This is a genomic window from Achromobacter pestifer, assembly GCF_013267355.1.
GTDB classification, from domain to species: domain Bacteria; phylum Pseudomonadota; class Gammaproteobacteria; order Burkholderiales; family Burkholderiaceae_B; genus Achromobacter; species Achromobacter pestifer_A.
Genome location: NZ_CP053985.1, coordinates 2,990,152 through 3,014,872, shown reverse-complemented (window position 1 = coordinate 3,014,872; position 24,721 = coordinate 2,990,152). Strand labels below are relative to the sequence as shown.

General features: G+C 66.0%; 20 protein-coding genes. 7 read left to right on the top strand and 13 right to left on the bottom strand.

What is annotated here, in order from left to right:
• Positions 1-12: 12 nt before the first annotated feature.
• The gene (gene def / locus FOC84_RS14635) at positions 13-525 is read right to left on the bottom strand and encodes a peptide deformylase (RefSeq protein ID WP_173145036.1); all 513 of its coding nucleotides are present in this window, start codon (positions 523-525) and stop codon (positions 13-15) included.
• 216 nt (positions 526-741) lie between these two features.
• On the opposite strand from def, the gene dprA reads away from it, so the two are divergent.
• From dprA to FOC84_RS14620, 3 genes are all read left to right on the top strand, one after another.
• Complete coding sequence (gene dprA / locus FOC84_RS14630; RefSeq protein WP_173145035.1) at positions 742-1,854, top strand: DNA-processing protein DprA; 1,113 nt, start codon at positions 742-744, stop codon at positions 1,852-1,854.
• Positions 1,855-1,969: 115 nt separating this feature from the next.
• Positions 1,970-2,878 (top strand): hydroxymethylglutaryl-CoA lyase, encoded by a 909-nt coding sequence (locus FOC84_RS14625; protein WP_173145034.1) that lies wholly within the window; start codon positions 1,970-1,972, stop codon positions 2,876-2,878.
• Positions 2,879-2,886: 8 nt separating this feature from the next.
• Positions 2,887-3,360, top strand: coding sequence for a hypothetical protein (locus FOC84_RS14620; RefSeq protein ID WP_173145033.1), 474 nt, complete (start codon positions 2,887-2,889; stop codon positions 3,358-3,360).
• A 57-nt stretch (positions 3,361-3,417) separates the two neighbouring features.
• Here FOC84_RS14620 and FOC84_RS14615 read toward each other — a convergent pair whose 3' ends face one another.
• Positions 3,418-4,434 carry an amino acid ABC transporter substrate-binding protein gene (locus FOC84_RS14615; protein ID WP_173145032.1) on the bottom strand — a complete coding sequence of 339 codons (1,017 nt, stop codon included), beginning with the start codon at positions 4,432-4,434 and terminating at the stop codon, positions 3,418-3,420.
• Positions 4,435-4,628: 194 nt separating this feature from the next.
• Positions 4,629-5,870, bottom strand: a complete 1,242-nt coding sequence (locus FOC84_RS14610; RefSeq protein ID WP_173145031.1) for a PLP-dependent aminotransferase family protein — start codon at positions 5,868-5,870, stop codon at positions 4,629-4,631.
• Positions 5,871-6,069: 199 nt separating this feature from the next.
• Here FOC84_RS14610 and FOC84_RS14605 point away from each other — a divergent pair, with 199 nt between their 5' ends.
• Both FOC84_RS14605 and FOC84_RS14600 read left to right on the top strand, forming a co-directional pair.
• The gene (locus FOC84_RS14605) at positions 6,070-6,789 is read left to right on the top strand and encodes a YggS family pyridoxal phosphate-dependent enzyme (protein WP_173145030.1); all 720 of its coding nucleotides are present in this window, start codon (positions 6,070-6,072) and stop codon (positions 6,787-6,789) included.
• 128 nt (positions 6,790-6,917) lie between these two features.
• Entirely contained in the window at positions 6,918-7,886 is a 969-nt protein-coding gene (locus tag FOC84_RS14600) for a Bug family tripartite tricarboxylate transporter substrate binding protein (RefSeq protein ID WP_173145029.1), read from the top strand.
• Between the two features lie 91 nt (positions 7,887-7,977).
• Here the strand turns inward: FOC84_RS14600 and FOC84_RS14595 are convergent, their stop codons facing one another.
• Together FOC84_RS14595 and FOC84_RS14590 are read right to left on the bottom strand one after the other, a co-directional pair.
• Positions 7,978-11,937: a DUF3683 domain-containing protein gene (locus tag FOC84_RS14595; protein WP_173145028.1), complete on the bottom strand. Its 3,960-nt coding sequence runs from the start codon at positions 11,935-11,937 to the stop codon at positions 7,978-7,980.
• Positions 11,938-12,069: 132 nt separating this feature from the next.
• A complete protein-coding gene (locus tag FOC84_RS14590; RefSeq protein ID WP_173145027.1) occupies positions 12,070-12,606 on the bottom strand; it encodes a YqaA family protein in 537 nt (178 codons plus the stop codon).
• A gap of 75 nt (positions 12,607-12,681) precedes the next feature.
• On the opposite strand from FOC84_RS14590, the gene ilvA reads away from it, so the two are divergent.
• Positions 12,682-14,190 (top strand): threonine ammonia-lyase, biosynthetic, encoded by a 1,509-nt coding sequence (ilvA, locus tag FOC84_RS14585; protein WP_173145026.1) that lies wholly within the window; start codon positions 12,682-12,684, stop codon positions 14,188-14,190.
• Between the two features lie 238 nt (positions 14,191-14,428).
• On the opposite strand, the gene FOC84_RS14580 is transcribed toward ilvA, so the two are convergent.
• Both FOC84_RS14580 and FOC84_RS14575 read right to left on the bottom strand, forming a co-directional pair.
• On the bottom strand, positions 14,429-15,541 hold the full coding sequence (locus FOC84_RS14580; protein WP_173145025.1) for a porin: 1,113 nt from the start codon (positions 15,539-15,541) through the stop codon (positions 14,429-14,431).
• A 431-nt stretch (positions 15,542-15,972) separates the two neighbouring features.
• A complete protein-coding gene (locus FOC84_RS14575; RefSeq protein ID WP_173145024.1) occupies positions 15,973-16,356 on the bottom strand; it encodes a DUF4148 domain-containing protein in 384 nt (127 codons plus the stop codon).
• 383 nt (positions 16,357-16,739) lie between these two features.
• Here FOC84_RS14575 and FOC84_RS14570 point away from each other — a divergent pair, with 383 nt between their 5' ends.
• Positions 16,740-17,630, top strand: coding sequence for a LysR family transcriptional regulator (locus tag FOC84_RS14570; protein WP_173145023.1), 891 nt, complete (start codon positions 16,740-16,742; stop codon positions 17,628-17,630).
• A 3-nt stretch (positions 17,631-17,633) separates the two neighbouring features.
• Here the strand turns inward: FOC84_RS14570 and FOC84_RS14565 are convergent, their stop codons facing one another.
• The 6 genes from FOC84_RS14565 to FOC84_RS14540 are packed head-to-tail and all read right to left on the bottom strand — an operon-like array spanning position 17,634 to position 24,599.
• Entirely contained in the window at positions 17,634-18,188 is a 555-nt protein-coding gene (locus FOC84_RS14565) for an adenine phosphoribosyltransferase (RefSeq protein ID WP_173145022.1), read from the bottom strand.
• Between the two features lie 54 nt (positions 18,189-18,242).
• Positions 18,243-19,946, bottom strand: a complete 1,704-nt coding sequence (gene cydC, locus FOC84_RS14560; protein WP_173145021.1) for a thiol reductant ABC exporter subunit CydC — start codon at positions 19,944-19,946, stop codon at positions 18,243-18,245.
• Positions 19,943-21,718 carry a thiol reductant ABC exporter subunit CydD gene (gene cydD / locus FOC84_RS14555; protein ID WP_173145020.1) on the bottom strand — a complete coding sequence of 592 codons (1,776 nt, stop codon included), beginning with the start codon at positions 21,716-21,718 and terminating at the stop codon, positions 19,943-19,945. Before cydD ends, cydC begins: the two co-directional genes overlap by 4 nt.
• Positions 21,715-21,840 carry a cytochrome bd-I oxidase subunit CydX gene (cydX, locus tag FOC84_RS14550; protein WP_042796116.1) on the bottom strand — a complete coding sequence of 42 codons (126 nt, stop codon included), beginning with the start codon at positions 21,838-21,840 and terminating at the stop codon, positions 21,715-21,717. Before cydX ends, cydD begins: the two co-directional genes overlap by 4 nt.
• 16 nt (positions 21,841-21,856) lie before the next feature.
• On the bottom strand, positions 21,857-23,011 hold the full coding sequence (cydB, locus tag FOC84_RS14545; RefSeq protein ID WP_173145019.1) for a cytochrome d ubiquinol oxidase subunit II: 1,155 nt from the start codon (positions 23,009-23,011) through the stop codon (positions 21,857-21,859).
• 13 nt (positions 23,012-23,024) lie between these two features.
• A complete protein-coding gene (locus FOC84_RS14540) occupies positions 23,025-24,599 on the bottom strand; it encodes a cytochrome ubiquinol oxidase subunit I (protein WP_173145018.1) in 1,575 nt (524 codons plus the stop codon).
• Positions 24,600-24,721: the final 122 nt, after the last annotated feature.

Here is a 24,721-nt window from a genome sequence, read left to right as displayed (position 1 = left end):
TGGAAAAAGACTTTAGGCGCGGAGCGCTTCGCGCTCGGCTTTCTTGAGCCTGGTCTTGATGCGGTTCTGCTTCAGGCTGGACAGGTATTCCACGAACACCTTGCCTTCCAGATGGTCGAGCTCGTGCTGCACGCACACGGCCAGCAGGCCGTCGGCTTCGAACTCGAAGGGCTTGCCGTCGATGTCCAACGCCTTGCAGCGGATGCGGGAGGCGCGCTCGACATCGTCATAGACGCCAGGCACGGACAGGCAACCCTCTTCGTAGATCTTGTAGTCGTCGCTGTGCCAGGTGATCTCGGGATTGATCAGGACCAGCAGCTGGTTGCTTTCCTCGGACACGTCGATCACGACGACGCGCTCATGCACGTCGACCTGGGTCGCGGCCAAGCCTACGCCCGGCGCGTCGTACATGGTCTCGGCCATGTCGCGCACCAGTTGGCGGATGCGGTCGTCGACCTCGGCGACCGGCTTGGCCTTTTTGTGCAAGCGCGGGTCCGGGTAGCGAAGAATAGGAAGTAAAGCCATTGCGGGGGAAATGCCAGTAGTCAGGTTTACATAAGAGTTTAATTCATTAGACTCTTGATTTCTAATAGTTTTCGGCTAATCCCGGGATTGGCCGGATTGCCATGTGCCCCGGGGTTTCCTGGCCGCGCCGCGCGGCAAATCAGTCCGCCCCGGCCCGCGACCGCGCGCCCCGCATGCGACACTCTCGCACCACCGACGCCCTTACGCGCCCGCCTCATGCCGCTCACGCAATCCCCCTCCGAACTGGCCGCCTGGTTGCGCCTGTCCCTGGAACCGAACATAGGCTCCGCCACCGCCTGCACACTGCTGGGCGCGCTCGGCCTGCCGGAACAGATCTATGCGCAACGGGCCACGGCGCTGTCGCGCCACTTGCCCGAGGCGCTGGCGCGGCAACTGGCCGCCCCGATGCCGGCGGAGATGGCAGCGCAGGTCGACAGCGCGCTGGAATGGGTGGCCGCGCCCGGCCGGCATATCCTGACGCTGGCCGATCCCACCTATCCGCAAAGCCTGCTCACCATCGCCGACCCGCCCATCCTGCTCTATGTGGCCGGCGACCCGGCCTTTCTACAGGGTCCCTCGCTGGCGGTGGTGGGCGCGCGCAATGCCACACCCGGCGGCCAGGAAAACGCCCGCGCCTTTGCCCGGCATCTGGCCGCGCACGGCTGGCGCGTGGTCAGCGGACTGGCGCTAGGCATCGACGGCGCGGCCCATGAAGGCGCGCTGGACGCCGGCCCCGAAGGCGCCGGCACGGTGGCGGTCATGGGCACCGGCATAGACCGCATCTACCCCGCCAAGCATCGCGACCTGGCGCACCGCATCGCGGCGCACGGCGCGCTGGTGTCGGAACTGCCGCTGGGCACGGGCGCGCTGCCGCAGCATTTCCCCAAGCGCAACCGCATCGTGGCGGGGCTGGCGCGCGGCGTGCTGGTGGTGGAAGCCGCCCGCCAGAGCGGATCGCTGATCACGGCCAGGCTGGCCGCCGAAGGCGGGCGCGAGGTCTTCGCCATTCCCGGATCCATCCATTCGCCGCTTTCGCGCGGCTGCCACGCGCTGATCCGCCAGGGGGCCAAGCTCGTGGAAACCGCCCGCGACATCACCGATGAGCTCGGCGGCGATCCGACGCCGGCCGCGCGCGCCCAGCCCCCTGCCGTGGAAACCTTGCCTGACCACCCCGTGCTCGACGCGCTGGGCTACGATCCGCTGCACCTGGACGCGATCCAGGCCCGCTGCGAAATGAACACCGCCGACCTGCAGACGCAGTTGGTCGAACTGGAGCTGCAAGGCCGTATCGTCCGGCTGGACGATGGCCGTTACCAGCGCATGAAATAGGGTTGTTCCCCTTGGACCGCCCCGCAAAACAGGGTCGGCGCTATGGCGCTAATATTGTGTAGATAGCGCCGCCGCCCTGCCGCGCCGCTTACCCCATCCCGAGACAGGAATAGACATGGCTTTGCCCTCCCGCGTGAAGATCGTCGAGGTGTCGCCCCGCGATGGCCTGCAGAACGAAAAGGAATTCGTGCCCACCGACATCAAGGTGGAACTGGTCAACCGCCTGGCGGCCGCAGGCTTCCCCAATGTGGAAGCCGCCTCGTTCGTGTCGCCCAAGTGGGTGCCGCAAATGGCCGACGGCGCGGAAGTCATGGCCCGCATCGAGCGCCGCCCCGGCACGATCTATTCCGTGCTGACGCCCAACATGAAGGGTTTCGAAGGGGCATTGGCCGCAGGCGCCGACGAGATCGTGATCTTCGGCGCGGCCAGCGAAGCCTTCTCGCAAAAGAACATCAACTGTTCCATCGCCGAATCGATCGCGCGCTTCGAACCCGTGGTGCAGGCTGCGCGCGCAGCGGGCATCCGTGTGCGCGGCAGCATCAGCTGCGCGCTGGGCTGTCCCTACCAGGGCGAAGTGCCGGTGGAAGCGGTGGTTGACGTGGTGCAGCGCTACCTGGCGATGCAGGTCGACGAGATCGACGTGGCCGACACCATCGGCGTCGGCACGCCCAAGCGCGTGCGCGAAGTGATGACGGCGGTAACGCGCGTGGCCGACCCGGCGCGCATCTCGGGCCACTTCCACGACACCTACGGGCAGGCGCTGGCCAATATCCTGGCGGCGCTGGAAACCGGCATCTCGATTTTCCATACCTCGGTGGCCGGCCTGGGCGGCTGCCCCTATGCCAAGGGCGCCACCGGCAACGTCGCCACCGAAGACGTGCTGTACATGCTGCGCGGCCTGGACATCGACACCGGCGTGGACTTCGACGCCGTGGTCGACATCGGCCAATGGATGTCGGCCCACCTGAACCGCAAGGGTTCGAGCCGGGCCGGCAACGCCATCGCCGCCAAACGGGCGGCATGACGGACCGCATGAACGCTTCCGCCAGTACGCCCTCGGCCGAGGAACACGCGGCGCTGCTGCGGACCATCGGTCCCCTGCCCTTGTCGGGCCAGGCCTGGCCCGACTGGGTGCGCATCCTGACCTGGGTCATCCTGGCGGTGCTGGGCGTGCAGGTGGTCACCACTGCCATCCGCGCCCCCTCGCAACCCTTCGACACCTTGCTGGCCGCCGTGGTGGCGCTGTGCTTCCTGGGGCTGCTGTTCGTGTCCTGGCATATGCAGACGTCCATCACCACCATCGACGAACGCGGCCTGCGCCAGACCTGGTTCACACGCCGCGAAGTCGCCTGGGAAGACGTGCGCTATGCGCGCTTCGTGCCGATGCTGTTTTCCAAGCGGCTGGTGGTGTTCACGCACCGCGGCCGGCCGATGATCTTCCAGGGCGGCACGCGGGAATTGCGCGCCGCGTTCGTGAAGATCGCCGAACTTTACCGGCGCGGCTGACGCCTCGGGATTCCGCGGGCCGGCAATCGATAGCCCGGCGCGCGAGACCCGTCAGCATCACCGTATCGGCAACGCGTACATCAGGCCACCCTGCGTCCATTGCGCATTCAGGCCGCGCTTGATCTTCAGGGGGCTGCCCTGGCCGACGTTACGCTCGAAGCTCTCGCCGTAGTTGCCCACCTGCTTGACGATGTTGTAGGCCCACTTCTCGTCCAGCCCCAGGTTGGCGCCGCTGCCGGGCGTGACGCCCAGGATGCGCTTGATGTTGGGGTTGGCGCCCTTGGCCTGTTCGTCCACGTTGGCGGACGACACGCCGTATTCCTCGGCCTCGATCATGGCCGACAGCGACCAGCGCACGATGTTCAGCCAGGCATCATCGCCCTGGCGCACGAACGGACCCAAGGGTTCCTTGGAGATGATTTCCGGCAGCACCACGTAGTCGTCGGGGTTCTGCAGCTTGGAGATGCGGATCGAGGCCAGACCCGAGGCGTCGGTGCTGAAGACGTCGCAACGGCCCGCGGCGAAGGCGTTGACCACCTCGTTGAAGGTCTCGATCACGACCGGCTTGTAGCTCACGTTGTTGGCGCGCGCCCAATCAGCCAGCGTGTTTTCGTTGGAGGTGCCGGTCTGCAGGCAGATGGTGGCGCCGTTGATCTCCTTGGCGCTCTTCACGCCCAGGGACTTGGGCACCAGGAAGCCCTGGCCATCATAGAAGTTGATGCCGGCGTGGATGATGCCCAGCGCGGTGTCGCGCTGCTGCGTCACGGTGGTGTTGCGCGTCAGCACGTCCACCTCGCCGGATTGCAGGGCGGTGAAGCGCTGCTGCGAATTCAGCGGCACCACCTTGATCTTGCTGGCGTCGCCGAAAACCGCGGCGGCAATGGCGCGGCACAGGTCCACGTCCAGCCCCTGCCACTTGCCCTGCGCGTCGGGCGCGGAGAAACCCGCGAAACCCGTGGTCGTGCCGCAAGCCACCGCGCCGCGCTGGCGCACCACATCCAGCGTGGCCGCTTGCGCGCCCTGCGCCGCTGCCGCCAGCAACGCCGCGCCGATCAACCCTTTTGCAATGTTCATGACCTCGTTTCCTGTTCTGCTTTGCGGGCGCGGGGGACGCGCCGAGGCAAGAAGCTTATAGACATGAAGCGCCCAAACCAAATAACGAGCGCTTATTTAGGTATGCGCGTCCCGGTGCACGAGCGCCGGGACGGACAGGCAAGAAAGCATAGCAACTGGCGCGACGGCGGCGGCTGCGCGCCGTCAAGCCGGCATCAGGCGGCCAGCGAAATCGAGACGGGTTCGTTGGCCTCGCAGGCGTCCAGCGCGCGGCCCAGCCGCACCATGCCCTGGGCGATCTGGCTTTCATTCATGGTGGCGAACGACATGCGCATGGCGTGCAGGTCGGCCTGCGCCGCGTCCGCGTAGAACGCCTTGCCCGGCACGTAGACGACCTCGTGCTCGATGGCATAGGGCAACAGGCGCGTGGCGTCGATCTCGCCGGTCAGGCGGGCCCAGAAGAACATGCCGCCCTCGGGCTTGCTGAAGGTGACGCGGCCATTGAGTTCGCGGGCCAGCGACTCCGCCATGGCGTCGCAGCGCAGGCCGTAGGCCGCGCGGATGCGCGGCACGTGTTCGCCATAGCGGCCGTTGGCCAGGTACTGGGCCACGACTTCCTGGATCCAGGCGGACGAAGCCATGTCGTCGGCCGCCTTGGCGCTGACGCAGCGGCGGCGGACCTCTGGCGGCGCCACCAGCCAGCCGATGCGCAGCGCGGGCGCCATGGTCTTGGACATGCTGGCCAGGTACACGGCCCAGTGGCGGGCTTCGCCCTCGGCCAGCGCGGCGATGGGCGGCACCGCCTCGCCAGCGAAACGCAGCTCGCTGTAGGGATCATCCTCGACGATCAAAAAGCGGTGCTTGACCGCCAGTTCCAGGAGCCGCAGGCGGCGCTCGCGCGTCAGGGTCGCGCCGCAGGGATTGGAGAACGATGCAACCACGCAGACCATCTTGGGCTTGATGCGGCCGGCCAGTTCATCCAGCGCGTCCACGTCAATGCCTTCGGGACCCGACTGCACCGTATGCACCGTTGCGCCGGTGTAACGCAGCGCCTGCACGGAATTCGGGAAAGCGGGCGATTCGATGATGGCGTGATCCCCCGGCTGCAGCATGACGCGGGTCAGCAGGGCCAGCGCCTGTTGCGAGCCGCCGGTCACGACCAGCTCGGTATCGGCGTTGCAGATCAGGCCGCGCTCGGCGGACAGGCGTGCCAGCTCGTGGCGCAGGCTGGCCTGGCCGTCGATGTTGGAATATTGCAGACAGGCGCCCAGGCGGGCCATGACCTGGGTCGACGCGATCGACAGGCCTTCCACATCGAACAGTTCCTGCGCGGGATAGCCGCCCGCCAGTGAAATGGTGCCCGGCCGCATTGCATACGGCATGAGCGATCGGATGGGGGAAGCGGGAGGATTCAGGAAAGGCGTGGCGAAAGCGTATTCAGGCGCTGCGGTAGACATGGCGGGAGACTGGAAAGGTGGGGAACCGTGACGCCCGCTGGGGCGGCGCCGGATGGCATAGAACATTGAAATATAAACAAATATCTTCAAATTCTAAGCCTGCCGATCAGACAGGGTCAACGACGCACGCGGGCGTTGTGGCGAAACGATCCGGCGCAGTCCTACACTATGGGACATCCCGTTCCTACCAGAGAGCTGAATGACCGCCGTAGACACCATGGCCGGGCGCCTTGCCCAGATCCAGCAACGCATCGCCGACGCCTGCGCGCGCGCCGGCCGCAGTCCGGACAGCGTGACGCTGCTGCCCGTCAGCAAGACCTTCGGCGTGGACACCATCCGCGAGGCCATGGCGCTGGGACTGACCCGCTACGGCGAGAACAAGACGCAGGAGATCCGCCAGAAAACCGCGGCGCTGGACGGCCTGGGCCTGCAATGGGTGCTGATCGGCCACCTGCAGACCAACAAGGCCCGCGACGCGGCGCGCGACGCGGCCGAAGTCCAGTCGCTGGACCGGGTGGAACTGGCCGAAGCCCTGCACCGCCGCCTGGCGAACGAAGGCCGGACCCTGGACGTGCTGGTACAGGTCAAGACCTCGTCCGAACCGAGCAAGTACGGCATGGATCCCGCCGACGTGTCCGCCTTCCTGCGCCGCATCGCCGCCGACTTCCCGACGCTGCGCGTGCAGGGCCTGATGACGCTGGCCGTGAATTCGCCGGACCCCGCCGAAGTGCGCGCCTGCTTCCGCGCCCTGCGCGAATTGCGCGACCGCCTGCGCCAGGAGAACCTGCCGGGCGTATCGCTGGAACGCCTGTCCATGGGCATGAGCGGGGACTTCGAGCTGGCGATCGAGGAAGGCTCCACCGAGGTGCGCATCGGCTCGGCGATCTTCGGCGTCCGCAGCTACCCCGATCCGCAATAAGCCGCTGAAAACAGGGCACAAAACATCTGCCGATTGCCGGGGACGCAAGGCATAATAACGGCGCATAACAGGCCCCCGCACACCCTGCGGCGCCGGCCCATACTCAATTCCGCACTTGGAGACACCCCATGCATAAGCACGCGAAACGCCTGTTGGCGCTAGCCGCCCTGTCCCTGGCCGCCGGCACGGCCGCCGCCCAGTCCTGGCCCGCCCAGCCGATCCGCTGGATCGTGCCTTACCCGGCCGGCGGCGGCACCGACGTCGTGGCGCGCACGGTGGCAAGCGGCCTGGAAAAGCCGCTGGGCCAGACCATCGTCGTCGAGAACCGGCCCGGCGCGGCCACCATCATCGGCGCCACCGCCATCGCTCAGGCAGAGGCCAACGGCTACATGGTCGGCACGGCCGACTCGGGCACGCTGGCCTTCAATCCGTCGCTGTACGCCAAGCTGTCCTACGATCCGTCCAAGTTCACCTACATCGGCGGCATCGCCAAGTTCCCGCTGCTGCTGGCCGTGAACGTCAACTCGCCGTTCAAGACGGTGGACGACGTGATCCAGGCCGCCAAGAAAGAGCCGGGCAAGTTGTCGGCGGCCTCCGCCGGCGCGGGCTCGCCGCATCACCTGGCGCTGGAACTGTTCAAGCAGCGCACCAACGCCAACGTGCTGCACGTACCCTACAAGGGCGCAGCTCCCGCCGTCCAGGATCTGCTGGGCGGACAGGTGGACCTGATGTTCATCGACCTGGCCTCGGGCCTGCCCAACGTCAAGGCCGGCAAGCTGCGCGTGTTGGCCGCGGCCACCCCGGAACGCGTCGCCGCGCTGCCGGATGTGCCCACCATGGCCGAGCAAGGCGTGCCGAACTTCACCGCCTATGCCTGGCAAGGCCTGGTCGGCCCGGCCGGCCTGCCGGAGCCCGTCGTCAAGAAGCTGGCTGCTGACCTGGAGGCCACGCTGAAGTCGCCCGCCGTGTCGCAGAAGATCCTGGACATGGGCGTCATCCCGATGCCGCTGTCCTCGCAGGAGTTCAAGGCCTACGCCGAACAGGAACGCGCCGCCTGGGCGGACGTGATCAAGAAGGCCGGCATCAAGCTGGAGTAGTCCTTCCGGCGCCTTGCCACAGCTGAAAAAAAAACCGCGGCCAGCAATGGCCGCGGTTTTTTCTTGCGGGTATCTTGCGTGGACTGCCAGCCTAGACCAGCACCCGCTCGATGCCGCCCGCGTTGGCGCGGCGCACGTACTCTTCCATCCAGCCTTCGCCCAGGATATGACGCGCCATCTCGACCACGATGTAGTCCGCGTCCATGCCGGTGTCGCCTTCATAGCGCGACAGGCCTTGCAGGCACGACGGGCAGGAAGTCAGCACCTTCACGTCGCCGGTGAAACCGTCGCTGCGCAGCGCGGCATCGCCCTTGAGCAGCTCTTCCTGCTTGCGGAAGCGCACCTGCGTGGAGATGTCGGGACGGCTGACGGCCAGCGTGCCCGATTCGCCGCAGCAACGATCGCTCTTGATGGCGTCGTCGCCGACCAGGGCGCGCACGGTCTTCATGGGCTCCTGCAGCTTCATGGGCGTGTGGCAGGGGTCGTGGTACATGTAGCGCACACCCTTGGCCCCTTCCAGCTTGATGCCCTTTTCCAGCAGGTATTCGTGGATGTCGATCAGGCGGCAGCCGGGGAAGATCTTGTCGAACTCGTAGCCCGCCAGCTGGTCGTAGCAGGTGCCACAGCTGACCACCACCGTCTTGATGTCCAGGTAGTTCAGCGTGTTGGCGACGCGGTGGAACAGCACCCGGTTGTCGGTGATGATCTGCTCGGCCTTGTCCGTCATGCCGTTGCCGCGCTGGGGATAGCCGCAGCACAGGTAGCCCGGCGGCAGCACGGTTTGCACGCCGGCGTGCCACAGCATGGCCTGCGTGGCCAGGCCCACCTGCGAGAACAGGCGCTCCGAGCCGCAGCCCGGGAAGTAGAACACCGCTTCCGTGTCGGCCGTGGTGGCCTTGGGATCGCGGATGATGGGCACGTAGTCCGCGTCCTCGATGTCCAACAGCTTGCGCGCCGCCTGCTTGGGCAGCCCGCCGGGCATCTTCTTGTTCACGAAGTGGATCACCTGCTCGCGCAGCGGCGGCTTGCCCACCGTGGCCGGAGGCGCGGCGGTCTGTTTCTTCACCAGGCCCGACAGCAAATCGTGCGCGGCGCGCTGGACCTTGTAGCCCACGCCCACCATCGCCTTGCGGGTGGCGTTGATGGTGGCCGGATCCTTGGCGTTCAGGAAGAACATGGCGCTGGCCGTGCCCGGATTGAACGACTTGCGGCCCATGCGGCGCAGCACGGCGCGCATGTTCATCGACACGTCGCCAAAGTCGATGTCGACCGGACAGGGGTTGTAGCACTTGTGGCAGACCGTGCAATGGTCGGCCACGTCCTCGAACTCTTCCCAGTGCTTGAGGCTGACGCCGCGCCGGGTCTGTTCTTCGTACAGGAAGGCCTCCACCAGCAGCGAGGTGGCCAGGATCTTGTTGCGCGGCGAATACAGCAGGTTGGCGCGCGGCACGTGGGTGGCGCACACCGGTTTGCACTTGCCGCAGCGCAGGCAGTCCTTGATGGATTCGGAGATCGCGCCGATGTCGCTTTGCTGCATGATGAGCGACTCGTGGCCCATCAAGTTGAAGCTGGGCGTCCAGGCGTGGCGCAGGTCCGCGCCGGGCATGAGCTTGCCGGCGTTGAAGTGGCCGTTGGGATCGACGCGGCGCTTGTAGTCCTGGAACGGCGCCAGTTCGGCCTCGGTCAGGAATTCATACTTGGTCAGGCCGATGCCGTGTTCGCCCGAGATCACGCCATCCAGGTCGCGGGCGATCTGCATGATGCGCTCGACGGCCTGGTGGGCCTCCTGCAGCATCTCGTAGTCGTCCGAGTTGACCGGGATGTTGGTGTGCACGTTGCCGTCGCCGGCGTGCATGTGCAGCGCCACGAACACACGGCTCTTGAGCACGCGGCCATGGATGGCGATCATCTCGTCGATGATCTTCTTGTAGGCCGCACCCGAGAACGTGCGCTGCAAGCCGGCCAGCACTTCGGTCTTCCAGGACAGGCGGATGGTGCGATCCTGCACCACGTCGAAGACGCACGCGCCCGGCTTCGCCGCGAGACGGTCCGACAAGGCCGGCTGCAATTCGCCCAGGCCCAGGCCATGCAGCTCGGGCAGCGCCTGCAACAACGGCAGGTCTAGGTTGTCCAGCAGCCACTGCCAACGCTGCCTGACGGCGGCCACCAGCTCCAGCGCCTGGCGGGTGCGCTCGGCCAGCATTTCGGCGCGGGTGGTATCGATGTCGGTGTCGTCGATCTTGCCGACCGGCAGCGGCGTGCACAGATAGGCGTCCAACTCGCCCAGCAGCTTGAGCTTGTTGCGGGTCGAGAGCTCGATGTTGATGCGTTCGATGTGATCCGTGTATTCGCCCATGCGCGGCAGCGGGATCACCACGTCTTCGTTGATCTTGAAGGCGTTGGTGTGGCGCGCGATGGCGGCGGTGCGCGAACGGTCCAGCCAGAACTTCTTGCGCGCCTCGGGGCTGACGGCCACGAAGCCTTCGCCATGGCGGGTATTGGCCAGGCGCACCACTTCGCTGGACGCCGCGGCCACGGCGTCTTCGTCGTCGCCGACGATGTCGCCGATCAGGACCATCTTGGGCAGCACGCCGCGCTTGCTCTTGGTGGCGTAGCCCACCGCGCGCAGATAGCGCTCGTCCAGGTGCTCAAGACCGGCCAGGATGGCGCCGCGGGCGCGGCCTTCGCCGTCCAGGTAGCCCTTGACCTCGACAATCGACGGAATCGCGTCGCGCGCCTGGCCGAAGAACTCCATACAGACGGTGCGCGTGTGGCGCGGCATGCGGTGCAGCACCCAGCGCGCCGACGTGATCAGGCCGTCGCAGCCTTCCTTCTGGATGCCGGGCAGGCCGGCCAGGAACTTGTCGGTAACGTCCTTGCCCAGGCCTTCCTTGCGGAACACGCGGCCGTGGATTTCCAGGGTTTCGGTCTTCAGCAGACGCTCGCCCGGCTTGCCGCGGCCGTCGAACCACTTGAGCTCGAAGCGCGCCACTTCCACATCATGGATCTTGCCCATGTTGTGTTCCAGGCGGCTGACTTCCAGCCAGTTGCCGTTCGGGTCGACCATGCGCCACCAGGCCAGGTTGTCCAGCGCGGTGCCCCACAGCACGGCCTTCTTGCCGCCCGCGTTCATGGCGATGTTGCCGCCCACACAGGAGGCCTCGGCCGAGGTCGGGTCGACGGCGAACACGAAGCCCGCGGCCTCGGCGGCCTCGGAGACGCGCTTGGTCACCACGCCGGCGCCGGCATGGATGACCGCCACGGGCTCGGTCAGCCCGGGCAGCAGACAGGACTCGACCTTGCCCAGCTTGTCGAATTTCTCGGTGTTGATCACCGCCGACTTCCAGGTCAGCGGAATGGCGCCGCCGGTATAGCCGGTGCCGCCGCCTCGCGGAATGATGGTCAGCCCCAGCTCGATACAGGCGGTGACCAGCGCCGCGATCTCGTCTTCCGAGTCCGGCGTCAGCACCACGAAGGGGTATTCCACGCGCCAGTCGGTAGCGTCGGTCACGTGCGAGACGCGCGACAGGCCGTCGAACTTGATGTTGTCGCGCGCGGTGATGCGGCCCAGCACTTTCTGCGCCTGCTTGCGCATCATGGCGGTCTGGTCGAACTCGCCTTCGAACGCGGCGATGGCCGAACGCGCCCGCGCCAGCAGGCCGACCACCTTTTCGTCACGGTGCGGATCGTGGCCAGCCTCGGCGGGCACGTCCGGTTCGCGGCGGCGGTCGATCTCGCCCAGGCGGTGATGCAGGGCTTCGATGAGCTGCTTGCGGCGCTTGGGATTGTCGAGCAGGTCGTCCTGCAGATAGGGATTGCGGCGCACCACCCAGATGTCGCCCAGCACTTCGTACAGCATGCGCGCGGAACGGCCAGTGCGGCGCTCGCCGCGCAGGTCGCTCAGCAGGCTCCAGGCGTCGTCGCCCAACAACCGGCCGACAATCTCGCGGTCGGAAAACGACGTGTAGTTGTACGGAATTTCGCGCAAGCGCGCGGGTGCTGCGGGCGGCATCGCCCCGTTCAAGATGTGGCTAGCGAGTGGGGCGTTCATGGCTGCAAGAGGGGGCCCTTAAAAACCTATTTTATGCCATGGGCTGAGTCTGTCCCCCAATACCCCTAGGGACACGCTCGAAACCCGGAAATGGTGGGGATTATGCGTCCCCAATTAATTGCGATCTTGGCGCTAGACCTGGCCGGGAAAAAACCACAGCAGGCCGGCCGTCATGACCAGATAGCGCAGGAATTTGCCGATGGCCATGTAGACGACGCAGGGCCAGAACGACAGCCGCAGCCACCCCGCCACCGCGCACAGCGGATCGCCCACGGCAGGCAGCCAGGACAGCAACAGGGCCGGCGGCCCCATGCGGTGGATCCAGTCGTGGGCCCGCTCGTTCCAGCGCCCGCGCATGCGTCCGCCTTCGGTCGCATCGGGATGCGGATGGGGATGGTGTTCCTTCCAGCGCTGCACCGCGCGTTCGGCCCCCAGGCCCATGGCGTAGCTGATGGCGCCGCCCACCGTGTTGCCCAAGGTCGCCACCAGGATGGCCGGCCAGAACATGTCCGGCGCCAGCTTGATGTAGCCGAACACGGCCGGCTCGGACCCCATGGGCAGCAGGGTCGCGGACACCAGCGAGACCGTGAAGATCGCGGACAGGCCGACCGAGGGCAGCGCCAGCATGCCCAGCATCCAATGCACAGCGGATAACAGACTTTCTTCCATAGTGGGGCGAGTGTAGCCGCGCACGGGTGCATAATCTGCCCCACTTCCCTACTTCTTGCCGCCAGCCGCTGTCCCATGTCCACTGACTACCTGAAACGCATCCTGACTTCCAAGGTTTACGACGTCGCGGTCGAATCGCCGCTGGAAAGGGCGCCGCTGCTGTCGCAGCGGATCTCGAACACGGTGCTGCTCAAGCGCGAGGATACGCAGGCGGTGTTCAGTTTCAAGCTGCGCGGGGCGTACAACAAGATGGCCAACCTGAGCCCGGCCGCGCGCAACCGCGGCGTCATCGCGGCCTCGGCCGGCAACCACGCCCAAGGCGTCGCGCTGGCGGCCAGCCGGCTGGGCTGCCGCGCGGTCATCGTCATGCCCACCACCAGCCCGCAGGTAAAGATCGACGCGGTGCGCCGCCTGGGCGGCGAAGTGGTGCTGGCCGGCGAGAGCTTTTCCGACGCCTACGCGCATGCGCAGATCCTGGAGAAGAAAGAGAAGCTGACCTTCGTCCATCCGTTCGATGATCCCGACGTCATCGCCGGCCAGGGCACCGTGGGCATGGAGATCCTGCGCCAGCATCCAGGTCCGATCGACGCCATCTTCGTCGCCATCGGCGGCGGCGGGCTGATCGCCGGCGTGGCCACCTACATCAAGCAACTGCGCCCGGAGATCAAGATCATCGGCGTGCAGACGGAAGATTCCGATGCCATGCTGCGCAGCGTGCGCGCGGGACGCCGTGTGCAGCTCACCGACGTGGGACTGTTCTCGGACGGCACGGCGGTCAAGATGGTGGGCGCGGAAACCTTCAAGCTCACTCGCCAGTATGTGGACGACTTCGTGGTGGTCAACACCGACGCAATCTGCGCGGCTATCAAGGACGTGTTCCAGGACACGCGCAGCGTGCTGGAACCGGCCGGCGCGATGGCGGTCGCGGGCGCCAAGCAGTACGCGGCCGAACACCACCTGAAGGGCAAGACGCTGGTGGCGATCGCCTGCGGCGCCAACATGAACTTCGACCGCCTGCGCTTCGTCGCCGAACGCGCCGAGGTCGGTGAAATGCGCGAAGCCGTGTTCGCCGTCACCATGCCCGAGCAGCGCGGCAGCTTCCGCCGCTTCTGTGAGCTGGTGGGCGAGCGCAGCGTGACCGAGTTCAACTACCGCATCTCCGACGCGGACCGCGCGCACGTCTTCGTCGGCATCCAGGTGTCCTCGGCGTCCGAGCCCGACAAGATCGCCGCGAACTTCCGCCGCCATGGCTTTGACACGCTGGACCTGACCCACGACGAAATGGCCAAGACCCACTTGCGCCATATGGTGGGCGGACGCTCGGCGCTGGCGCGCAACGAACTGCTGTACCGCTTCGAGTTCCCGGAACGCCCCGGCGCGCTGATGCGCTTCCTGAACGCCATGAATCCGGACTGGAACATCAGCCTGTTCCACTATCGCAACCAGGGCGCCGACTACGGCCGCATCCTGATCGGCATCCAGGTTCCTCCCGCGGATAAGAAACAGTTCCGCAGCTTCGTTGCGGAGCTGGGCTATCCCCACTGGAACGAAACCGACAACCCAGCCTACAAACTGTTCCTCTAAAGGAAAACGCCCCCACGCCTCACCCGCTACGCGGGCTTGCTGCCCCCCGAGGGGGCCCTTTTGCCTTGGGGCGGCCCGGCGGCAAAAGACCTGAAAACGAGAGGGCCTCCTTGCGGAGGCCCTTCCCTTCCCTGCTCTAGAAACGTCCGGCGGCAACCAGTAGGGGGGGTTCGCTGTCACTCGGCGGCCCACGGAGATGGGCCGCGCATTCAGCAAGGTCTGCCGGACGTCCTAGCGCTTAGAAACGGTGACGCACACCCACGGCGACAGCCGTGTCGGTCGCATCGCGCTGGAACGCGTAGTTGTCGCCGTAGGAGGCGTACGCGTACAGGTTGGTGCGCTTGGTGAAGTCGTAGGTGTAGCCCAGGCTGTAGACGTTGAACGTCGCGTCGTCGCCCGTCAGCTTGTCGTTGCTGGCGGTCGCACGCTGCCACGAACCGAAGACCGAGTGGCGGCCCAGCGGCACGGTGGCGCCGATCATGTACGAATTGGCGCGGAAGCCGTCAGCCAGCTTGAACGAGCCCAGGTTCTGCATGCCATCGGGCGTGGTGCCCATGTTCTGGCCGACGAACCAGCCGTCGCGGGTCTGGCCGAATGCCGCCGCAACCTTCACGACTTCGAAGTCATACGAACCACCCAGGATGTACTCCTGGATGCGCGCTTCGGACTTGCCGCCGGTCTGGCCGTTGGACGGGTTGAAGCGGTCATACGCCGCCGCCAGGTTCAGCGGGCCGTTGACGTACTGCACGCCCGCGGTCAGCACGCGGTTGTTGTTGCCGGTCTGGAAGCCGGTCTGCGAGCTGTCGCTGACCGTGTCATCGGCGCTGAACGAGTAGCCCACGCCCACCTTGAAGCCGCCCATGCTGGGGGTCTGGTACAGGACCATGTTGTCCAGGCGCATCGTGTTGGCGCTGCCGAACGTGGTACCCATGTTGGCGGTGTTGTAGCTGATCGAGAACGGGTCGATCGAACCGAAGTACTTGGAAGCCAGGTTGGTCTGGCGGCCAAATTCCAGGCGGCCCCAGGAATCGCTGTCCAGGCCCACGGTGGCCTGGCGCCCGAACAGGCGGCCGTTCTGCAGCGACTTGCCGTTCATGGGGCCGAAGCCGCCTTCCAGGGTGAACACGGCGCGCAGGCCGTCGCCCAGATCTTCAGTGCCGCGCAGGCCGAAACGCGAGCCGCTGCTCACGCCCTGCACGCCGCCGAAGCGGCTTTGCGAATTGCCGTCGAACTTGACCTTCTCGTAGCCAATACCGGCGTCGATCAAGCCGTACAGCGTCACGGAGTCTGCGGCTTGCGCAGCGCCGGCAAAACCAGCCAGCAGCGCGACAGCCAATAGCGTCTTCTTCATATAAGTCCCCAAAATGGCGAGATGAAAGGCAAACCGCAAACCCACCGCGCACAGGGCCGGGAATCTGCGTGCCGCTGCGAACAAGTTAGCGGCGCATGCACTGGAGTCAGTGTCCAGCTTGCGCCAATTCGAAGTAACCCGGATTTCGAAGAACTACTTTCCATGGTTGGGATAATGACGGCCTTCTTACTAGCTACTCTCTTTGGAAACCTGCATTAACGTATTGATATCAAATGCGAATCAAGGCTCGCAAAACATCCGGCGGGCTTTGGTTATTCTCCTGCCAGGCCTGAAAGACCAACAAGAGTTGTTGGGTGGTCCGGACAATTTTGATGCGCAAACGCGACACTATTGGCCATCAGGGCCATGCCTCCCGCGCAGAAAAAAGCCCCTCGGCGTCCGTAGGGGCGTTTCCTTGCTTGCGGAACGGCTTAACGGCCTTGGGGCGGATAGTCCAGTTCGCCAAAGCTGTACTCGCCGCGGGCCTTGGCCTCGGCCAGTTCCTGGCGCACTTGTTCGCGGGTCTTGCCGGCGGTCTGCGACACGGCAGCCTTGGGCGGGTAGTCCAGTTCGGCGGAGGTGACCTGGCCGGCAGCCTTGGCGCTTTGCAGTTCCTGCTGGACTTGTTCACGCGACAGGCTGGTGCGCTCCACGGTGGCAGGCGGGTAGTCCAGTTCACCAAACGTGACCTGGCCGGCGGTCTTGGCAGCTTGCAGTTCCTGCTGGACCTGTTCACGCGTCTTGCCATCGGCGTGAGCGGCGGACATACCCACCAGCGTTGCGGTAACCATGAGTGCGGTAGCTAGGGCTTTCATTGAGATGACTCCATCCTAAACCTTGCACATCGTCTTCTGCCAGGCTGGCAGGTGCGATATGACAATTTGATTGCTGGGACGAAGTATCTGGCGATTGCGACTTAGTAAAAACCCTTATTTTGGTGAACATATTTGCATGGATGGGACAATTAAGGGTTGCCAACGCCAGAATTTGCGCATTTTCTGCACATTGAATCGCGCGATCAAGCAACGGCAAGCCTTGCCGGCGTTCAGCCGCAAGCAAGCTGGGTAACGCAAGATGTGCCGGTGACCCGATGGAGGCACCGTTCAGCCCGGGGAAATAGACATTTCTACTGGCGGGACAATGATTCCATTTATCATACAAATCTGCCAGAAATGGAATTTTGAACTTCGAGGGCCCCATGGATATCCAGCTTAACGACATCGCTTTGTTTGTCGAAGTCGCCAAGCGCAAGAACTTCAGCCACGCGGCCGAAGCCTTGAATATTCCGACGTCCACGCTCTCGCGCCGCGTCAGTGAGCTGGAGCGCAGCATCGGCATGCGGCTGCTCAACCGCAGTACGCGCAAGATTGACCTGACCGAGGCCGGCGCCATCTATTTCGAGCGCTGCCGGCATATCGTGGAAGAAGCGCGTATTGCGCACGACCAGCTGCTGGACATGGCGGTGCAGCCCAAGGGGCGCCTGCGCATCTCGCTGCCGACCAGCCTGGCGCAGCTGTTCCTGCCCGCGGTCATCAGAGAATTCCGCGAGCAGCATCCGGACATCGAATGCGACTTCGACCTGAGCATGCGGCCGATCGATCCCATCAGCAATCCGTTCGACCTGATCCTGCGTTTCGGGCAGCAGCCGGATTCCAGCCTGATCTCCCGCAAGATCGTGCTGATGGCCCACCAGTTGTATGCCTCGCCCGAGTACCTGGCCCGCCACGGCGAACCGCGGGTGCCGGCGGACCTCAGCCACCACGAATGCCTGCGCCCCACCATGCGCGAGGATTCATCCTTCTGGATGCTGCATTCGGGCGACAAGGTGGAGCGCGTGCAGGTATCGGGCCGTCTGTCTGCCAACAATATCGGCATGCTCGGACGGTTGGCCGGACAAGGCCTGGGCATCACGCCGGTGTTGGTCTTCGACGCGATGGAACGCGCCATCAAACAGGCTGGCCTGGTGCGGGTGCTGCCGGAATGGAGCCTGACTCCCCTGCCGCTCTTTGCCCTGTTGCCTTCGCGCATGTTGCCGGCGAAGACCAAGGCGTTCCTGGACTTTATCCAGCCGCGTTTGTCGGACGCGTAACCTCTACGCAGCGCTGTCGGCGCTGTACTGACAGACGGTGTAGAGCGGCGTGCCGGTGGCGGCGACCTTGGCTGAACCGCCCAGGTCGGGCAGATCGATGATGGCGGCCGCCTCGACCACGTTGGCGCCCAGGCGCTGCAGCAACTTGATGGCGGCCAGCATGGTGCCGCCCGTGGCGATCAGGTCGTCCACCAGCAGGACGCGCTGGCCGGTGCGCACGGAGTCCGTGTGCATCTCGACCGACGCGTTGCCGTACTCGAGCGAGTATTCCTCGGCCACGGTGCGGAACGGCAGCTTGCCTTTCTTGCGCACGGGTACGAAACCCAGGTTGAGTTCGTAGGCCAGCACGCTGCCCACGATGAAGCCGCGCGCGTCCACGCCAGCCACCAGGTCCAGGCGCTGGCGCATGTAGCGGTAGACGAAAAGATCGATAAGCACCCGGAACGCGCGCGGATCCTGCAGCACGGGCGTGATGTCGCGGAATATGACACCGGGTTGGGGCCAGTCTGGAACGCTGCGGATGGTGCGCCGGATGTACTCGGCGTTGTCGGTCTGCATGGAAGACGGCCCTGAAGAATTGAAGCAAGGCGAACTATAACCTCGCAACCGCGCTTAAGCCAGGGTTGCCGTCCCCGATGACAATTCACATTGCTGTAGCCGGCCGCCCTGCAATACGTAGCGGCGATCGACCGACCCGGAGGGCAAGGCCGCGTGGGTGGCGAGCACCACGGTGCGTCCCCGCACGGCGCCTGTCAGGTCGGTGTAGAACGCCGCTTCGACCTCGGCATCCAGTCCCGCGGTCGGCTCGTCCAGCACGATGACCGCGGCCGGCGACAACAGCGCCCGCGCCAGGCACAGGCGCCGCGCTTGTCCCGCCGACAGCTGCGACCCCGTCTCGCCCGCCCAGGTATCCAGGCCATCGGGCAGGCCGCGCACGAAGTCGCCCAGCCTCGCCGCATCCAGCGCACGCCACAAGGCGGCGTCGTCCGCCGCGGGATCGCCGATGAGCAGGTTGGTGCGCAGGGTCCCCAGGAATACCGGAGCGTCTTGCGACAGCAGCGCGATGCGCCGGTGCCAATCGGCCTGCGCACAGTCCCGGGCATCGCAGCCGCCAAAACGCACCTGACCCGCCTGCGGATCCTCCAGGCGCAAAAGCAGGTGCAGCAAGGTCGACTTGCCCGCGCCGCTGGGGCCGACGATGGCGACCCGCTCGCCCGGCTCTACACGCAGGCTGACGCCATCAAGCACTAGCGGACTCGCACCCTGCACGCGCGCGGGATAGGCAAAGCGCACGCCATCCAATTCCAGCGCGCCGCTATCGGGCAGCGCGCGCGGTGCTGACGGGTCCTGCATGTCCGGCTCGCATTGCGTCACCTCGCGGATGCGCGCCGCCGCCGATATCGCCGAACCCATGCGCGACGCCCCTCGCATGATGGGGCCGGCCACCTCGAAAATTCCGATGACCGCCAGCAGCAGGCCCGCCAGCGCCGGACCTTCGATCCGCCCCGCCTCCAGTGTGTCCAGGCCGAACCAGAGCAAGGCCAGCACCGATGCGCCAGCCGCGGCCTGCAGGAAGAACTGCCCCCGGGCCGCCACCCGCGCCTGGCTGCGGCGCGCCAGCGCGCTGGCTGCGCACAGGCGCTCGAAATGCTCAGCCGTCTGCGCCTGCGCATGCAGGGCCACCATGTCCGCGTGTCCGTCCACCGCGTCCAGCGTCGCGGCCCGCAAGCCCGCCGCGCTTTCCTGGGCCGCCGCGCCCGGCTTGCGCGCGGCGCGCAGCAGCCACAGGGGCACCAGCACGCAAGCGATCAGCAAAGCCAGGGCCAGCGCCAGCGCGGCGGCAGGCACCCATGATCCCAGCACCGCGGTCAGCACCGCGCCCGCCAGGACGGCGGTGATCAAGGGCGCCAGCACGAACAGGAAGACCGTATCGAGGGCATCGACGTCGCCCGTCATGCGCGCCACCAGGTCGCCATCGCGATAGCGCGCCAGTTGCCGCGGCGTGAGCCGGATCAGCGCCGAGAAGACTTTCGCGCGCAGGTCCGCCAACAGGCGCAGCGTGGCCGAATGGCCCACCACACGGTCGGCATAGCGCGCGACGATACGCAGGAACGACAAGCCGCGCACCAGCGCCGAGGGCGCAAACAGATTGAACGCGCCGCCCGCCCCCGCCAGGGCCGCGCCGGTCAGGAACCAGCCCGACACGCCCAGCAGGCCCACGCCGGCGGCCACGGTGGCCAGCGCACAGAACAATGCGAGCAAAAGCCCGCTTTTACGGCGCGCATACAGCGGCAGGAGCAACAACAGATTCTTCATGTGTCTTCCACTTTCCCGCCAGCCACTCGCAGGGTCCGGCCCAGCCGGGCCGCCACCGCGGGCGCGTGCGTCGCCAGCAGCAAGGTGCGGCCAGCGGAGAATTCCAGGATCTCGTCCAGCACGCGAGCCTGCGTGGCCTCGTCCAGATGCGCCGTGGGTTCATCCAGCAGGATCAAGCCCGGATCGCGCAAGAACAGACGCGCCAGCGCGACGCGCTGCGCCTGGCCGCCGGACAGGCCATGCCCGCGGCCGCCAAGTTGCGTCGCCAGCCCTTGCGGCAAGGCCTGCGCAAACTCCAGCACACAGGCGCGGCGCGCAGCGGCCTGCACCTCGGCATCGGAAGCGTCGGGGCGGCCCAGGCGGATGCTGTCGGCGATGGAACCCGTCAGCAGCTGTGGCTTCTGTCCTATCAGCGCCACGCGCTGGCGCAGCGCCGCCTCGTCCCAATCGGCCAAGGGCAGGCCGTCGATGCGGATGTCGCCCAGGAACGGACGCAGACGCGCAATCGCCTCGACCAGAGAGGATTTTCCGATGCCGCTGGGGCCCATCAGCGCGGCATGCTCGCCCGGCGCCAGCGTCAGACAGGCTTGCGTAAGCACCGCCTGGCTGCGGCCCGGCGCGTCCAGATTCAAATCTGCGATGGCAAGGGCTGCGCCTGAGCCACGGCGTCCTGGGCCTGCGGCGGTCTCTGCAAGAGTGTGTGGGCCAGACGCGTCGCCAGCCAGGCCCTCGCCTTCCTGCGGCAAGCCATCGAACAGCAGTGAGATCTGCGAAACCGCCGCCAGCGCAGCCGCGCGGTCGTGGTAGTGCGCCGCGAACTGGCGCAGCGGCGCGTAGACTTCCGGCGCCATCAGCAGACAGAACAGTCCCGCCTGCAGGGTCAGCGGCGACCAGCGCAAGTCCAGGAATCCAAGGTAGGTCAGACCGATATAGACCGCCACCCCGGCCACGCCCAGCGCCGCGAAAAACTCCAGCACCGCCGACGAAAGAAAGGCGATGCGCAGCACCGACATCGTGCGCTGGCGCAGCGCGTCGCTGGCCGCCACGACGGACTCGGCTTCGGCCTGGGCGCGGCCGTAGAGCTTCAGCGTGGACAGGCCGCGCAGCCGGTCGGCAAAGAACCCCGACAGGCGGGCGAAGGCGCGCAGATGCCGGCGGCTGGCACCCTGGGCGCCCCAGCCCACCAGGGCCATGAACAAGGGAATCAAGGGCGCCGTGATCAGCAGGACCAGCCCCGCGATCACGTCCATCGGCAACAGCACCACGGAAAACGCCACGGGCAGCATGGCGGCCGCGGCCATGGCGGGCAGGTACTTGGCGAAGAACCCGTCCAGGGCTTCGACCTGGTCCACCACCGCGCTCGCCAGTTCACCCGACGCCTGCCCCCGGCTCCAGTACGGCCCCTTCTGCACCAGGCGCCTGAAGAGCGATAGCCGCACGTGGCGCTTGATGCGCTCGGCCGCATCCGCGCCCGCGCGCTCGCCTGCCCAGGTGATGCAGGCGCGCAGCAGCATGAGTCCGGCTATGGCCACGATGTCGCCCAGCAGTTCCTGCCGGGGCGCCTGCCTGACGATGGCCGCGTCGAGCACGCTGGCCAGCAGCCAGGCCTGCACCACCAGCAAGGCGCCGCTCACGAGGGGCGCGGCGCCCGCCAGCATCAGCGGCAGCCTGGCCGCCTTGGCGAGCGCCATCAACCACCGCGACTGGGCGCGCGGCGGTTTGTTCAGGGTTGCCGAGGGATCGTGCTCGAGGCTGCTAGTACCGCCGCTCACTCGTCGTTGCGGCTAGCGCGCGGATCATGGGTATGACCCTCGCGCAGCTCAAACCACATTGCGTTGAGGATGGCGAAGGCGCACGCCAGGCCCAGACCGAGTATCCACGAGAAATACCACATGGTGGAGGCTCCTTTTTCAGTATGAGTTGGGCGTGTCGCTCACCGATTCCTCGGTGACCTTGCCGCGCATGACGCGGTAGACCCAGGATGTGTAGAGCGTGATGAGGGGCAGGAAGATGGCAACCGCAATCACCATGATCCACAGCGTCAAGTGGCTGGACGAGCCGTCCCAGATGGTCAGGCCGGCCTTCGGATTCGACGACGACGGCATGATGAAGGGGAACAGCGAAAAGCCCACCGTCAGGATCACGCCGGCGATCGAAAGCGCGGACGCCAGGAACGCCAGCACGTTGGCGCGCACGGTCAGCAGCAATGCCACCAGCACGGCGCCGCCCACGCCCAGCGCGGGCGCGATCCACATCAGCGGCCACTTCGCGTAATTGGCCATCCAGGCGCCGTTCTGCACCGCCACCGTCTTGAGCATCGGATCGGACGGGCCTGCCATGTCCACCGCGCTGGTGATGACATGGCCGCCGACGCCGCCCGCCACCCAGAAGCCGCCGGCCGCGAACAGCGCCGCGGTCAGCAAGGCGCACAGCCTGCCCCAGTTGCGGGCCCGCGACGAGATCGGGTCTTCGGTGCGCCAGGCCAGCAGCACGGCGCCATGCATCGCCAGCATCACCACGCTGAGCACGCCGGCCAGCAGCGCGAACGGCATGAACAGCTGGTAGAAATGCCCTTGATAGATGGGGCGCAAGGTCACCGGATCGAAGGTGAATGGCACGCCCAGGACGATATTGCCCATGGCCACGCCGAACACCAGCGACGCCACCACGCCCGAAAAACAGAGCACGCCGTCCCAGCGGTTGCGCCAGCTCGTGCCCTCCATCTTGCTGCGGTACTTGAAACCCACCGGCCGCAGGATCAGCGCGATCAGCACCAGCATCATCGCCAGGTAGAAGCCTGAGAACGATGCCGCGTACAGCAAGGGCCAGGCGGCAAAAATGGCGCCGCCCGCCGTGATGAGCCAGACCTGGTTGCCTTCCCAGACCGGCCCCACCACGTTGATCACCACCCGGCGCTCGATGTCGGTCTTGGCGACCACCGGCAGCAGCGCGGCCACGCCCAGGTCAAAGCCGTCCATGACGGCGAAACCGATGAGCAAGGCGCCCAGCAGCACCCACCAGACCACGCGCAGGGTGCCGTAGTCAAAAGGAATAAGAGTATCCATCGCTGTCTCTCCCTCAGGCCCGCACGGCTGCGCGCACAGGATCGGCGGCGGCGGTGCCAAGCGCCGGCCCATCGGATTTCGGTCCCTTCCTCACGGCGTGCAGCATCACCTTCACGCCGATGATCAGCAGCACCGTGTACAGCACCAGGAATATCGTCAGGCTGATGGCCAGGTCGACGATGGTCAGGCCTGAAGCCGCGTAGTAGGTCGGCAGCACGCCTTCGATCACCCAGGGCTGGCGGCCGTACTCGGCCACGAACCAGCCGCTTTCGATGGCGACCCAGGGCAACGGCAGGCTCCACAGCGCCACCTTGAGCAGGCCGCGCCGGCTGTCCAGCCGTCCGCGCGAAGCCAGCCAGAAGGCCACGCCGAAGAACAGGATCAGGTACATGCCCACCGCCACCATGATGCGGAACGCCCAGAACAGCGGCGCGACGTTGGGCACGGTATCGACGGCGGCTTTCTTGATGTCGTCCTCGGTGACCTTGCTCATGTCGGGCTGGTAGCGCTTGACCAGAAGCGCGTAGCCCAGGTCGGGCCAGGTCTTGTCGAAGACCATGCGCGCATCCACGTCCTTGGGATTGGCGCGGATCTTCTGCAAGGCGTCATAGGCCACCATGCCGTCGCGGATACGGTTTTCCGCGCGCCGGATCAGGTCGTCGATGCCCAGCAGCGGCGTGGTGAGCGAGCGCGTGCCGATGATGCCCATGACGTAGGGGATCTCGATCGCGAAGTCGTTCTTGCGCTCGGCCTGGTTGGGGATGGCGATCAGGTTGAAGGACGCGGGGGCCGGCTCGGTGTGCCACATGGACTCGATGGCCGCGATCTTCATCTTCTGGTGTTCGGTGGTGAGGTAGCCGCTTTCGTCTCCCAGCACCACGACCGACAGCGCCGAGGCCAGGCCGAAGCTGGCGGCAACCGCCATCGAGCGCTTGGCCAGATCGATGTGGCGGCCCTTCAGCAGGTACCAGGCGCTGATCGACATGACGAACATGGCGCCCGCGACGTAGCCCGCGCTGACCGTGTGCACGAACTTGGCCTGGGCCACGGGATTGAAGACCACCGCGGCGAAGTCGGTCATCTCCATGCGCATGGTGTCGGGGTTGAAGATCGAACCGACCGGATTCTGCATCCAGCCGTTGGCGATCAGGATCCACAGCGCCGAGAAGTTGGTGCCGAACGCCACCAGCCAGGTCACCACCAGGTGGCTGACCTTGGACATGCGGTTCCAGCCAAAGAAGAACAGACCGACGAAGGTGGCTTCCAGGAAGAAGGCCATCAGCCCTTCGAGCGCCAGCGGCGCGCCGAAGATGTCGCCCACGTAATGGCTGTAGTAGGACCAGTTCATGCCGAACTGGAACTCCATGACGACGCCGGTCGCGACGCCCAATGCGAAGTTGATGCCGAAGAGCGTGCCCCAGAACATGGTCATCCGCTTCCAGATGGGGCGGCCGGTCATGACGTACACGCTTTCCATGATGGCCAGGATGAACGACAGGCCAAGCGTGAGGGGGACGAAGAGGAAGTGGTAGAGCGCGGTCGCGGCGAACTGGAATCGCGACAGATTTACGACGTCGAGATCAATCATTGGGTCGCTCCCAAGCAGTTGAGGTGCCGCGGCAACCGGCATGGTTCCCAGGCCGTCTCTCGCGCCATGTTACGAGCGTTGCATACAACTTCATAGAGGTTTCCTGAAAAATCGGGGCGGAT

What these genes read in the sequence shown, in the direction of transcription:
- def (WP_173145036.1), bottom strand. Translation starts at nt 525, where the DNA reads ATGGCTTTACTTCCTATTCTTCGCTACCCGGACCCGCGCTTGCACAAA.
- dprA (WP_173145035.1), top strand. Translation starts at nt 742, where the DNA reads ATGCCGCTCACGCAATCCCCCTCCGAACTGGCCGCCTGGTTGCGCCTG.
- FOC84_RS14625 (WP_173145034.1), top strand. Translation starts at nt 1,970, where the DNA reads ATGGCTTTGCCCTCCCGCGTGAAGATCGTCGAGGTGTCGCCCCGCGAT.
- FOC84_RS14620 (WP_173145033.1), top strand. Translation starts at nt 2,887, where the DNA reads ATGAACGCTTCCGCCAGTACGCCCTCGGCCGAGGAACACGCGGCGCTG.
- FOC84_RS14615 (WP_173145032.1), bottom strand. Translation starts at nt 4,434, where the DNA reads ATGAACATTGCAAAAGGGTTGATCGGCGCGGCGTTGCTGGCGGCAGCG.
- FOC84_RS14610 (WP_173145031.1), bottom strand. Translation starts at nt 5,870, where the DNA reads ATGTCTACCGCAGCGCCTGAATACGCTTTCGCCACGCCTTTCCTGAAT.
- FOC84_RS14605 (WP_173145030.1), top strand. Translation starts at nt 6,070, where the DNA reads ATGACCGCCGTAGACACCATGGCCGGGCGCCTTGCCCAGATCCAGCAA.
- FOC84_RS14600 (WP_173145029.1), top strand. Translation starts at nt 6,918, where the DNA reads ATGCATAAGCACGCGAAACGCCTGTTGGCGCTAGCCGCCCTGTCCCTG.
- FOC84_RS14595 (WP_173145028.1), bottom strand. Translation starts at nt 11,937, where the DNA reads ATGAACGCCCCACTCGCTAGCCACATCTTGAACGGGGCGATGCCGCCC.
- FOC84_RS14590 (WP_173145027.1), bottom strand. Translation starts at nt 12,606, where the DNA reads ATGGAAGAAAGTCTGTTATCCGCTGTGCATTGGATGCTGGGCATGCTG.
- ilvA (WP_173145026.1), top strand. Translation starts at nt 12,682, where the DNA reads ATGTCCACTGACTACCTGAAACGCATCCTGACTTCCAAGGTTTACGAC.
- FOC84_RS14580 (WP_173145025.1), bottom strand. Translation starts at nt 15,541, where the DNA reads ATGAAGAAGACGCTATTGGCTGTCGCGCTGCTGGCTGGTTTTGCCGGC.
- FOC84_RS14575 (WP_173145024.1), bottom strand. Translation starts at nt 16,356, where the DNA reads ATGAAAGCCCTAGCTACCGCACTCATGGTTACCGCAACGCTGGTGGGT.
- FOC84_RS14570 (WP_173145023.1), top strand. Translation starts at nt 16,740, where the DNA reads ATGGATATCCAGCTTAACGACATCGCTTTGTTTGTCGAAGTCGCCAAG.
- FOC84_RS14565 (WP_173145022.1), bottom strand. Translation starts at nt 18,188, where the DNA reads ATGCAGACCGACAACGCCGAGTACATCCGGCGCACCATCCGCAGCGTT.
- cydC (WP_173145021.1), bottom strand. Translation starts at nt 19,946, where the DNA reads ATGAAGAATCTGTTGTTGCTCCTGCCGCTGTATGCGCGCCGTAAAAGC.
- cydX (WP_042796116.1), bottom strand. Translation starts at nt 21,840, where the DNA reads ATGTGGTATTTCTCGTGGATACTCGGTCTGGGCCTGGCGTGCGCCTTC.
- cydB (WP_173145019.1), bottom strand. Translation starts at nt 23,011, where the DNA reads ATGGATACTCTTATTCCTTTTGACTACGGCACCCTGCGCGTGGTCTGG.
- FOC84_RS14540 (WP_173145018.1), bottom strand. Translation starts at nt 24,599, where the DNA reads ATGATTGATCTCGACGTCGTAAATCTGTCGCGATTCCAGTTCGCCGCG.